This window comes from Rivihabitans pingtungensis (assembly GCF_003201855.1).
GTDB classification, from domain to species: Bacteria; Pseudomonadota; Gammaproteobacteria; order Burkholderiales; family Aquaspirillaceae; genus Rivihabitans; species Rivihabitans pingtungensis.
On the sequence record NZ_QJKI01000017.1, the window covers coordinates 62,986 to 74,509 of the forward strand.

Genomic DNA, 11,524 nt, shown 5'->3' on the forward strand with positions numbered 1-11,524 from the left:
CGCGCAAGAGGCGGTCGAACTTTACCGCCAACTGGCCGCGCAACGGCCTGAGGTGTTCCAAGCGTATCTGGCTGGGTCGCTGAGCAATCTGGCCAATGGGCTCAGCGCCCTGGGCCAGTACGAGGCGACGTGCGAGAGGGCGCAAGAGGCGGTCGAACTTCGCCGTCAGCTTGCTGCGCAACGGCCTGAGGTGTTCCGAGCGGATTTGGCCATGTCGTTGAACAATCTGGCCAACGGGCTCAACGAATTGGGCCAATACGAGGCGGCGTGCAAGAGCGCACAAGAGGCGGTTGAGCTATACCGCCAGCTTGCTACGCAACGGCCCGAGGTGTTCCAAGCGGATTTGGCGCGCAGTCTGATCGTGCTGGCTTTATGCACCGAGCACGCCGATAGCCCACCTGCGGCTGTTGGGTTGGCGCGGGAAGCCGTCGCAATGCTGAGCCCGGCGTTTATCCGTTACCCAGCGGCACATGGTGGTTTGCTTGCAACAATACTGCAAGTGTATCTCCGCTTGTGCACCTTGGCCGAGCAGCAAGCGGATGTGGATTTGCTGACGCCCTTACAACCCTATTTTGACTTTGGAAAACAGGACTGACCATGCTCGATATTGCTGCCCTCGCCACCTCCGCCGTCGCCGCGCTCACCCCATTATTGAGCCAGGCGCTGGAGCAAGGCGCCGCCGCTGCCGGAGAATCAGCGGTGAACCATGTGCTGGATTTGTTCAAAACCCGTGTGCTGCCGTCGGGCGCCGAGCAGGCGCTGGAGGATTTGCGCGCCGCGCCGCAGGATGAAGACAATCAGGCGGATTTGCGCAAACAGCTGAAAAAAGCGCTGGCGGATAATCCAGCTTTGGCTGACGAGTTGGCGGCCTGGCTGAAACAGGCGCAGCAGGTGCAGGCGCAGTGGGGCGCCACGCAAAATGCTACGGTGACGGGCAATGGCAATCAGGTGTTTCAGATTGCCGGCTCGGGGAACAGTATTCAGCGTTAAGCAGAAGATAGCCATTATTTGCCAGTCATCGCGCAAACCGCTCATTCTTCGTCAGCTTGTCTGCACTTCTTCTGTTGGCGCTACCCATTTGGTTGCACCGCGGTAAATCCGGCTGATTGAGGCTGGCATACACACGATAGCGGTGCGGCAAATGGCCAGTGAGGGCTGGCGTTGCCGGATAGTCGCGGCAGTATGGCGACAGTGGTTTAGCGGCTGGGCTGTTGTAATTGACCCCCGCCAGCCCGACCCGCAACCGCAGGCCGGGCCGCTACCCCACCGCGTGGCGCTTACTGTGCGGCAGCCGAGCGGCGCAAGCCGTAGGCCAGCCCGGCGCTGATCCACAGTGCGTTAAACATCGGAAACCCCGACAAGCTCAGCGGCACGCTGCCTGCCAGGGTGTGGCTTACTCCCACCACCAGATCGACCAACTGAATGGCCACCATGCCCCAGATCCACGGCCGGTGTGCCTGCGGCTGTCGGGCGGCCCATAGCAGGGCGGCGCCATACACCAAAAAACGTGCGGCCAGCATGCCCAGCGGATAGCGGATATCCGCAGCAATGGCGCTGTGGCCCATGGCGGCCAGCAGCCAGTCTGGCACGGCCAGATACAGCACCCCCAGCAGCAGTTGCACGATACCGACCAAGCGCATCAAGGTTGCCAGCATGAGATTTTCTCCATATGTAAATAGTGTTCACATATGGTAAGGGCAGGGTCGGGATGGCACAAGAAGGCACTTTTTGCTCAGTGACTGACCTGTGGGTAACCACCAAGGTGTGGGCGGGCGCTGCCACAGCCGCCAAGGGCGTTGGCGTTGCGCACAAAACGCGCCGTGACCGTATTTGCTGTTTGCGGGCGCCTGTCTGGCCAAAAGCTTTTGTCGGGGTGTTGTGCATTGAGCCAATACCATGACAGACAGGCAGAATGCGTCTGCGTACACAAGACGGGGCTTTTCATGTAATTAAAATTAACATATGCTGTGACTTGATTGGCCCGCCACTGCCGGGCCATGTTATCCGGAGTCACCGCATGTCCGCCTCCCCGTGTACTTCTGCCTGCCCGGTCCAGACCGTCGTGGACCTGATCCAGGGTAAATGGACACCACAAATTCTGCGCGCCTTGCTGCCCGGCATGTGCCGCTTTACCTGTCTGCGCCGGCAACTGCCCGGCATCAGCGCCAAGGTGCTCAGCCAGCGCTTGCGCGAGCTGGAAGCCCAGGGCCTGTTGCTGCGCACCGTGCTGCCTTGCGTGCCGCCAGCGGTGGAATACCGGCTGAGCGCCAGCGGCGCCGAGCTGGCCGATTTGCTGGGCAGCCTGTACCACTTTGGTGTGCGCCATCTCAATCAACACACTCGGTACGCCGCATGAGCCTCGCCCCGCAACCGATTGCCCGCCCACCCCGGCTTTATCTGGGCACCCTGCTGCTGTCAACCTTGGCCCATCTGCGCTGCCCGTGGCCTTTGTGGCTGTCGATTTGGTGGCGTGGCGCACTGGCGCTGCCCTTGCTGGTGTGCGGTGGATTGCTGGCCTGGTCGGCGTTTGCCACCTTGCGCCGCGCCGGCACCACCGGCCACCCCGGCCGCCCGAATAACGAGCTGGTGACCCATGGCCCGTTTGCCTGGTCGCGCAATCCGGTATATGTGGCGATGACGGCACTGTATTTTGCCTTGGCGCTGGAAATCGGCAGTGTCTGGCCGCTGCTGGCCTGGCTGCCGCTGTGGTTATTGATGCATTACGGCGTGATTCGTCGCGAAGAAGCATATTTATTGCGCCGTTTTGGCCAAGCCTATGCCAATTATCTGCAACATACCCGTCGCTGGTTATAAAACCCCCTTAGCGTCGTTGCACGGCCTTGCCGAACTGCTGTAGCCAGACGGCTTGCCAGCCGCCGTCGCTGCGCATGATTTTGACCCCGCCGCGTGAGCAAGGTATGTTAACGGCGTGAAACCGCCCCGCCCATTCTCCGCCTGCCTGGCGCTGACGCTCAGCCTGGCCCTGCTGGCCACCCCGGCCCTGGCCCTGCCGCAGTTGCGGATCGACGCGCCTTCTGAGGTGGACAGCCTGCTTGGCCGCCATCTGGCGCTGGCGCGCGCGCTGAACGACAGCCTGCCGCCCGATGCAGGCCAACTGGAAGCCCTGCGTCAGGATATCGACAACGATGCCCGTAGCCTGCTGGCCACTGAAGGGTATTTTTCGCCACGGGTGCGACTGGATAGGCAGGGTGAGCAGTGGACGCTGTACGTTGAGCCCGGTCCGCGCACCCGCATCGGCAAGATTGCCTTACAGATTGATGGCCCCGGCGGCGAAGGCCCGGCCGGCGCCGAGCGCCTGCGCGCGCTGCGCGAAGCCTGGAGCCTGAATCAGGATGCGCCGTTTCGGCAAGACGACTGGGACGCCGCCAAACGCCAGGCGCTGCGCGCCGTGCAGATCGACCAATACCCCACTGCCCGCTGGGCCAGCACCGAAGCGCGCATCGACCCCGATCAGCAGCGCGCCGAGTTGCTGCTGACCCTGGCCAGTGGCCCGGCATTTACCCTGGGCCCGATTCAGGTGCATGGCCTCAAGCGCTATCCAGCCGAGGCGGTGACGCGCTTGGCCGGTTTTACCCAAGGCACGCCCTACCACCAGCGCTGGCTGCTGGACTACCAGGCCGCCCTGCAGGCCACGCCGTATTTTCAGTCGGTGCGCGTCGAGGCTGAACTCAACCCCGAGCAACCATGGCTCAGCCCGGTGCATGTTTACGTACAGGAAGCCCCCAAACAAAAAATCAGCGTCGGCGCCGGCTATGGCAGCGACAGCGGCCCGCGCGGCTCTTTGGGCTATCAACACCACAATGTGGCCGGCCTGGGCGTGCTATTTGCCAGCACCCTGCAACTGGAACGCGACCAGCAAACCCTGGACGCCAGCCTGACCCTGCCGCGCGATGGCGACGGCTACCGCGACATTGCCGGGGTCAAGCTGGCGCATAGCGAGGTGCAGCAACTGCGGCTGCGCCAGGAAACCGTCTACGCCAGCCGCCTGCGCGCGCGCGGTGACGACGAACACGGCTACGGCCTGACCTTTACCCGTGAGCGCAGCACCCCCGATGGCGGCGACACCAGCCGCACCCAGGCGCTGGTGGCCCGCTACGACTGGACCCGCCGTCGCGTGGACAGCCTGCTCAATCCGCAGCGCGGCCATATGCTGGCTGCGCAACTGGTGGGCGCCAGCCGCTACGCCGGATCAGACACCGACTTTTTGCGTGCCTACGCCCGCGCCATTGGGTTTTATCCGCTGGAGAAACAAGCACGGGTGATTGTGCGCGGGGAAATCGGCCAAGTGTGGGCCGCCCGTGCCAACGATGTGCCTATCGACTGGCGCTTTCGCACTGGCGGCGGCGGCAGCGTGCGCGGCTATGCCTATCAAAGCCTGGGCCCACGCGAAGCTGGCGCTGTTACAGGTGGGCGGGTGCTGGCGCTGGCCAGCGCCGAATACCAGCACCCGGTAGGCCCGCCCGGCTGGCGGCTGGCGCTGTTTGCCGACGCCGGCAACGCCAGCGACCGCTGGCAAGACTGGACTCCCCGTCTGGGCCTAGGCGCCGGCCTGCGTTGGGACAGCCCGATCGGCCCGGTGGGGCTGGACATCGCCCGTGGCCAGTACACCAGGCAATGGCAGTGGAATTTATCCCTGGGGGCGAGCTTTTAAGCACCAGTCACAAAACACAGCGCAGCGCGCCTGGCGAGGCGCATGACCGCAGACAGTACGGGTAGTACGGCAAGGTCGGGCAACCACGCCAGGCAAGTTTTGTCAGCCCTCTTAACCCCCCCATGGCGCTACGCCATCAGCCACACATGCCACACCGTGCGTGCGGCAATGCCCACCAGCGCACCCAGCACCGCCGGCCGCCACACGGCGGCCACCCGCTTGCCGGCCGACAACAGCACCGCCAGGCCGGGCAAATCCAGCGGGTGAATCAGCCAGCCGGCGCTGGCATTCAGCAAACCGGCGCTGACCACACCCTGGCCACGCAGCGCATCCATCACCCCAAACATGGCATTACCGCCCGCCAGGTATTTGGTCAGGCTGGGCAAAATCAGCACTGGCGGAATACCCAGCGCACTCAGGCCGGGGCCGATCAGCCGGGTGAGCGCCTCGACCGCGCCCAAGCGGGTGAGCGCCGTTACCGCCACCAGCGACAGCACCAGCATCGGCAAAGCGCCCAAGGCAATCTTGAACGCCTCGGCGCCAGCGCGATTGATCACATTCAACACCCCTTTGGCGCTGTCTGCCTCGCCATGCGGCGGTGGCGTCTGGGCTGCGGCTGGCGCATCCAGGCTCAAGTGGCGGGCAAAACCATGGTAGGTGATGGCGGCCGCCAGCAAGCCGCCCAGCAGCGAACCCAGCAAGGTGGGCCCCAGTTGCAAGCCACGCGCCGCCAACGGAAACGCCGCATTGGCCTGCGCCATGGCCATCACCATCGCCAGCGTGGCGGCCAGATGACGGGCACTGGCTCCGCGCTGCTCCATCAAGCTCAGCGTGGCCACTGGCGCGGCAAAGCTCACCAGATTGATCTGCAAAGCGGCAAACACCCCCAGCCCCGGCAAGCCAAACGGGCGCAACAGCGGGCTCAGCCGCTGCACCAGCCAATCCAGCACACCGTAAGCCTCCAGCAGTCGCATCACCGCCAGCATGACAATCATCACGGGCAGCAACACAAACAAAGACAGCTCCACCGCCGCGCGGCCAGCCTGCAAAATAATGTCGATGACGGATTCCATGGCGGCGATTATGACATTGTTTAGCCCTGGCGTTGGCGCTTGACACCCGCGTCATCCCGCCGGAATACTGCGCCAATGACCTATACCCGATTTGCCCACGCCCCCACTGCCGCCCACCTGATTTGCTGGTGGCGCGCCGCCGTGCGTCCGTGGCCTGGTTGAGGTATTGCTGAGGTTTTCGTCAACAGGCCACGCTGACCGCGTGGCCTGTTTTGTTATCGCCCACACAGAAAGAACCCGGATGACCGCCCAAACACCGCCCATGACCCCCTGCGCCTCATTGGACGAAGTACGCCACCACATCGACCGCATCGACCGCCAACTGGTGGCGCTGATTGCCGAGCGCGGCGGCTATGTCGCCCAGGCGGCAGGCTTCAAGCGCAGCGCCGACGAGGTGGCCGCCTCGCAACGGGTGGCCCAGGTGCTGGACAAAGTGCGCGCCCTGGCGCAACAACAAGGCGCCTCGCCTGAGGTGGTGACGGCGGTGTGGCAGGCGATGATTGAGGCGTTTATCCGCGAGGAACACGCGCAGTGGCAGGCGCAGGCAAAATAACCGCCGCTCACAAAACCCCCTGGCGTTGTGCTGTGACCTTGCCGTACTCTGCGAGTACTGTCTTGCGGCCGCACATTTGGCCAGGATCGCTGCGCTGGGTGTAGTCGGCCGTTCTTAAACAAGGATTTTCATCATGAACATGAAAATGCTCCAACCCCGTCAATCGGCGGTACAGCAAGCGTTGCCACGCGCCCACCTCAGCAAGGCCGCGCTGGCCGGCCCCCATCACGCCCAGCTGCAAAAACTGGATACCCTGGCCGGGCAATCCGCCCAGTTGGCCCAATTGCACGCGGTGCAAAAGCTGGCGGACCAGCGCGTGCGCAATCAAACCGGTTTGCCGAATCAACTCAAGGCAGGGGTAGAAGCCTTGTCTGGCATATCGCTGGACAAAGTGCGCGTGCATTACCATTCCAGCAAACCCGCGCAACTCAACGCCAAGGCCTATGCCCAGGGCACGGACATTCACCTGGGCCCCGGCCAGGAAAAGCACCTGCCGCATGAAGCCTGGCATGTGGTGCAACAGGCGCAAGGCCGGGTGAAGGCCACGGCGCAAATGAAGGGCGGCGTGGCAATCAACGACGACCCGGCGCTTGAACACGAAGCCGATGTGATGGGGCAAAAAGCCCTTCAGGCAGCAGGGATGGCGCGCGCACCTGCGCTGCGGGCATTAGCCGGCGGCAGCGCGCAGTACGTTGCTCAGCAGGTGCGAGACAATTTTACGGCGGAGCAACGCGCCCGAGCGCTGGCAAAAAACCAGCGCAGAAATGATGGTTTTTATACTTGTACCCATTGCGGGTTTCAGCACCGATTGGTGAATTACGCCACCTACCGAGGGCGGCGCATGGGCGACGGCGGTTTTCAGGTAGACCACATCCAGCATGCTTCACGTGGCGGACGCGCGCTGATGGGGAACGCCCGCGTGCTGTGCGGCACATGTAACACGTCACGGGGCAATCGCCCCGCCCCAGGGCGGACTGGCATGGATAAATTCCGTGCATTGCACAGAAAGGCCATTAGGAAAGACTACCTCATAAAACCCCGTAGAAGATAACCTTGGGGAAACGCTGAAAAATCATTGTTCCTGCGAAGGTGGAGGTCTATAGCCTTGATTTTTATATGTTTTGATTTTAGTAAACACGGTTTTTCTGAATAAAACCGTGTGTTCCCAGCATTTATAGCGGCTAACAAAATCTTCCTGGCGTGGTTGTGTGCCGCCTGGCCTACCAAGCGGATGCCAAGCTCAAGCCAGATAATCCGCCATCACCTCTGCCAGCCAGTCCATCCACGCCCGCACCCGGCGCGGCAGGTGGCGGCGGTTGGGGTAAAGCAGGTGCACCGGCAGCGCGGGCGGTGGGAAATCGGGCAGCACCTGCACCAGCTCGCCGCGTAGCAAATGGCCGCGCACGCCGGCCAGCGGAACCTGAATCAGGCCCAGCCCGGCCAGGCAGGCGGCGGTGTAGGCGTCGGTGGCGTTGACGGTCAGCGCGCCGGCCATCGCCACCGTGTGCAGCGCGCCGTCGGCGTCCTGATATTCAAAGCCGGCTGGCTTGCCGCCCAGGCCGGGGGTGTAATGCACCAACTGATGGCGGGCCAGATCAGCCAGCGTCTCTGGCTGGCCATGGCGAGCCAGATAATCCGGGCTGGCGCAGTTGATCTGGCGCAGCACGCCCAGCCGGCGCGCCACCAGCGTGCTGTCGTGCAGCGCGCCCACCCGCAACACACAATCAAACCCCTCACGCAGCACGTCCACCCGCCGATCCACGCTGCTCAGCTCCACGCTCAGGCCGGGGTGGCGGGCCAGAAACTCGGGCAGACGCGGCAGCACCGCATGGCGCGCCACCCCCACCGGCATATCCACTCGCACCCGACCGCTGAGTGGGGCGTCATCGCGGCAAAACAGGCTGTTGAGCTCGTCCATATCCGCCAGCAGATCGCGGCAGCGCTCGTAATACAGCCGGCCATCGTCGCTGAGCTGCACCCGGCGGGTGGTGCGCTGCAACAGCCGCGCACCCAGCCGCGCTTCCAACTGCTGCACCGCGCTGGACACGCTGGCCTTGGGCAAGCCCAGACTATCGGCGGCTTGGGTAAAGCTGGCCAGCTCGGCCACGCGCACAAACACGCGCATGCTGTCCAGGTGTTCCATCGCCTTGCTCCTTTGGCGCCGCTCACAAAACCCTCCTGACCTACCCGTACTGCCTACGGTCGTGTACTCAGCCAGGATCGCTGCGCTGAGTTTGGTGAGCGGCGCTTGATTGTTCCGATTTGGCGAATAGTATAACCAGAACAGCCCAATTTATCGGCTAACAGACCAGCAATACACTGCCGCCATTCCCCCTGCACAGCCAACGGAGCTTGATATGCACGCTGTTTCTTCCCGCAAGATTGCCCTGATCACCGGCGCCAGCCGTGGCCTGGGCCGCCACACCGCGCTGGCGCTGGCCGCGCGCGGCATGGATGCGATCCTCACCTACCGCGACAACGCCGAACAAGCCCGCACCGTGGTGCGCGACATCCAGGCGCTGGGCGGCCAGGCGGCAGCCTTGGCGCTGGACGTGGCCGACAGCCGCCAGTTTGCCGGCTTTGCCCGCCAAGTGGCGCAAACCCTGCGTCAGCACTGGCAGCGCGAGCAGCTGGATTGCCTGGTGAACAACGCCGGCATTGGCATTCACGCCAGCTTTGCCGACACCAGCGAAGCGCAGTTTGACCAACTGATGAATATCCACCTGAAAGGGCCGTTTTTTCTGACCCAGGCGCTGCTGCCGTTGCTGGCCGACGGCGGGCGCATCCTGAATATTTCCAGCGGCCTCACCCGCTTTAGCCAGCCCGGCTACGCCGCCTACGCCAGCATGAAAGGCGGCGTGGAAGTGCTCACCCGCTACCTGGCCCGCGAACTGGGCGCGCGCGGCATCCGCGTCAACACCCTGGCCCCCGGCGCCATCGAAACCGACTTTGCCGGCGGCCTGGTGCGCGACAACCCACACATCAACGCCCAACTGGCCGCCCACACCGCCCTGGGCCGCGTGGGTTTACCGGAGGATATTGGCGCCATGGCGGCGGTGTTACTGTCGGACGAGGCGGGATGGATGACCGCGCAACGGGTGGAGGCGTCGGGGGGGATGTTTGTGTGAGGCGCTGCTGCTGAAACGGTTCTCGGAAATCATCCCTGCCGACCTGGCTGCCGACTTCGTGCGCCGGCATGCGGCGGCACGACACCAGCGAAGACTGCGTTTCGCTGGCCTGTTCACGGTGACCCGCACAGCTCCCGCCAGTGCGCTGGCCGAAGCGATAGGCTGCACGCGCATTCTGGTGGCCAGTGCTGGAGTTGAAGGCCTTTGCCGAAATGCAGCCCAGTTGGCGCTTCGACGGCGTCGATTCCTTTGCCGAAATGCTCGATCTGGCCCGCACGACATTGGGCAAGATGGCGCCACGTGTCCGTTTGCATGAAGACTATTCGACACTGCACCCTCGGGGCCGTTCGACGGCGCGACTGCTTGCTGGCGTTGCATTTCCTGCAGCGGGAAGAACGTCTACAGACCTTGAAGCAGATACGCATGCGGCTCAAGCCCGGGGCATCCCTGGCTGTCGCACACCACAGCTTCTCCAGCGAAGACCCCGCCAGGGGTATATGGCTCAAGCGCAACGCAGCCTTCTCGGGGTGTCTCGGTGGCCCAGGCCGAAGGCAGCATCGCGGCGATCAAGGAGCGACTGCCGGTGCTGTCTCCTCGGCAGGATGCCGATATGCTGGGCGAAGCCGGGTTCACGGACATTGACTTGTTTTACTGCGCGTTCACCTTCAAAGGCTGGGTTGCCCGCAGGCCATGGAGGAGGTAACCAACGAAGTCCATAGACTGCCGAACATCCACGAGTCACCCGATAGGGCCATGCAAACACCACCGTAAATTTACTGGGCAACATGGATGGACCGACCGCAACAGGCTATTTGCAGCCGTTCCCGTGAGGCATGCCAACTAACTGGTATCGACCGAAACCGGTCAATTGCAGGTCACCCTGTCTAGACGAAAGCAGCCACTAAGTCACGCTCCTATCAGCCAGATAGAAATTCCATTACAGCGGCCGTGATGACGTTCATCATCTTGCGTGACCTAACCGGCCCGATATACATGACCTTCTGAAACGTCGACTCGGATGATGTCAAAGCTTCTCCTACCGTAGATATATTGATCGACTTCAGTGCCCACTGCTGATGCTCAGTCAGATCAAGCACCATGACGGGTTTACGCAGAAGACTTTCAAGCGCTGAAGACAGATCGGCATCCACCATCGCACCGACGCGCGCGGCAATCTCAGCAAATGGCGGGTGGTTCTGACCGTATTCGGTGAAGCGTTTGATAGTCAGTCCACGTTTTAATTCTCCGATGAAGGCGATTGGGTTCGAGGCTGGCGCGGCCAAGCACCCGATATTGATTGCATAGCGCGTCCCGATTTCGCGCCTCGTCGCTACAACGCCTGAATCCATTTTTATGATTACCCCAGTGTAGGCAAGTAGCCTCATTGCCTCTATCACAGCCTGGGGTGAATCTCGATGAACCCAGAAGTAGCAAGTTCGCTCCGATTTTCCTTCAGATTTCCAGGACTCGTTTTTTTGAACTGCATCGAAAATTGCATGCTGTTCAACGAAGGTCCGTCCCCAGTCGATTAGCACCTTATGCCCAGGGTAACGCTCTGCAAGAGCGCTGTGCTCGGCCCAGATCGCATTGCGGTAGAAGTCCTTCAAAACACCCTGAACATCCGATGAGCGAATACGACCTGCCAGCGCGACCGTCTTGAGCAAGAGTCTTGGGTTTCCACTAACAGCCAATGCAAGCGCGTCGAAGTTCTCTCCGTTCTTCTCGATGTCGCTTTGCAACTCGGATCCAGATTGCTTAAGCACGATCTCGCGCATCTGCTCCCGATACGTGGCGGAGTGAATATCACGATTGAGGGACTCGATTTGTGCGTCATGCACTGCCTCGAACGACGATCCGTAAGATGTAACCCCTGGATAGACCGACGCATTGCACGTCATGTACGGAGAACGGAGGTCTCGAAAAAGTGTGAAGAACTGGCGTTGCTGCTCAGGCCGGAAGATATGGGCGGCTTCATCAAATAACACGTTGATACGGCGCAGTCCTAGAGCCTGTTCTGAACTATCCCATAGCGGTAAAATCCAAGCCCCATGGAAAACCGCAAACCTTACCCATCCGATGTCAGCGACGAAGAATGGGC

The 11,524-nt window shown here is 62.3% G+C and carries 12 protein-coding genes; 8 read left to right on the forward strand and 4 right to left on the reverse strand.

The annotated features are described in order from the left end of the window. Window positions 1–595: tetratricopeptide repeat protein (locus DFR34_RS17165; protein ID WP_158281811.1), on the forward strand; the 595-nt coding region annotated here is incomplete at its 5' end. A gap of 2 nt (window positions 596–597) precedes the next feature. After that, window positions 598–990, forward strand: coding sequence for a hypothetical protein (locus tag DFR34_RS12065; RefSeq protein WP_110391411.1), 393 nt, complete (start codon window positions 598–600; stop codon window positions 988–990). 287 nt (window positions 991–1,277) lie between these two features. Here DFR34_RS12065 and DFR34_RS12070 read toward each other — a convergent pair whose 3' ends face one another. Beyond that, entirely contained in the window at window positions 1,278–1,655 is a 378-nt protein-coding gene (locus tag DFR34_RS12070; protein ID WP_110391412.1) for a hypothetical protein, read from the reverse strand. Window positions 1,656–2,017: 362 nt separating this feature from the next. Here DFR34_RS12070 and DFR34_RS12075 point away from each other — a divergent pair, with 362 nt between their 5' ends. The 3 genes from DFR34_RS12075 (at window position 2,018) to DFR34_RS12085 (ending at window position 4,672) form a co-directional block, all read left to right on the forward strand. Next, window positions 2,018–2,356, forward strand: a complete 339-nt coding sequence (locus DFR34_RS12075; protein ID WP_110391413.1) for a winged helix-turn-helix transcriptional regulator — start codon at window positions 2,018–2,020, stop codon at window positions 2,354–2,356. Further along, window positions 2,353–2,814 carry a methyltransferase family protein gene (locus tag DFR34_RS12080; RefSeq protein WP_110391414.1) on the forward strand — a complete coding sequence of 154 codons (462 nt, stop codon included), beginning with the start codon at window positions 2,353–2,355 and terminating at the stop codon, window positions 2,812–2,814. Before DFR34_RS12075 ends, DFR34_RS12080 begins: the two co-directional genes overlap by 4 nt. Before the next feature lie 115 nt (window positions 2,815–2,929). After that, the gene (locus DFR34_RS12085) at window positions 2,930–4,672 is read left to right on the forward strand and encodes an autotransporter assembly complex protein TamA (RefSeq protein ID WP_110391415.1); all 1,743 of its coding nucleotides are present in this window, start codon (window positions 2,930–2,932) and stop codon (window positions 4,670–4,672) included. A gap of 128 nt (window positions 4,673–4,800) precedes the next feature. Here DFR34_RS12085 and DFR34_RS12090 read toward each other — a convergent pair whose 3' ends face one another. Beyond that, entirely contained in the window at window positions 4,801–5,745 is a 945-nt protein-coding gene (locus DFR34_RS12090; RefSeq protein WP_110391416.1) for a nucleoside recognition domain-containing protein, read from the reverse strand. Between the two features lie 241 nt (window positions 5,746–5,986). Between DFR34_RS12090 and DFR34_RS12095 the strand changes: the two genes are divergently transcribed. After that, window positions 5,987–6,298: a chorismate mutase gene (locus DFR34_RS12095; RefSeq protein ID WP_170121695.1), complete on the forward strand. Its 312-nt coding sequence runs from the start codon at window positions 5,987–5,989 to the stop codon at window positions 6,296–6,298. Between the two features lie 145 nt (window positions 6,299–6,443). Continuing rightward, window positions 6,444–7,349 (forward strand): eCIS core domain-containing protein, encoded by a 906-nt coding sequence (locus DFR34_RS17170; protein WP_211309393.1) that lies wholly within the window; start codon window positions 6,444–6,446, stop codon window positions 7,347–7,349. 189 nt (window positions 7,350–7,538) lie between these two features. On the opposite strand, the gene DFR34_RS12105 is transcribed toward DFR34_RS17170, so the two are convergent. Beyond that, entirely contained in the window at window positions 7,539–8,441 is a 903-nt protein-coding gene (locus DFR34_RS12105) for a LysR family transcriptional regulator (RefSeq protein ID WP_110391417.1), read from the reverse strand. A 214-nt stretch (window positions 8,442–8,655) separates the two neighbouring features. On the opposite strand from DFR34_RS12105, the gene DFR34_RS12110 reads away from it, so the two are divergent. Beyond that, window positions 8,656–9,426, forward strand: coding sequence for an SDR family NAD(P)-dependent oxidoreductase (locus DFR34_RS12110; RefSeq protein ID WP_110391418.1), 771 nt, complete (start codon window positions 8,656–8,658; stop codon window positions 9,424–9,426). 917 nt (window positions 9,427–10,343) lie between these two features. On the opposite strand, the gene DFR34_RS17175 is transcribed toward DFR34_RS12110, so the two are convergent. Further along, a partial coding sequence (locus tag DFR34_RS17175; RefSeq protein WP_158281813.1) for a hypothetical protein occupies window positions 10,344–11,524 on the reverse strand: 1,181 nt, incomplete at its 5' end.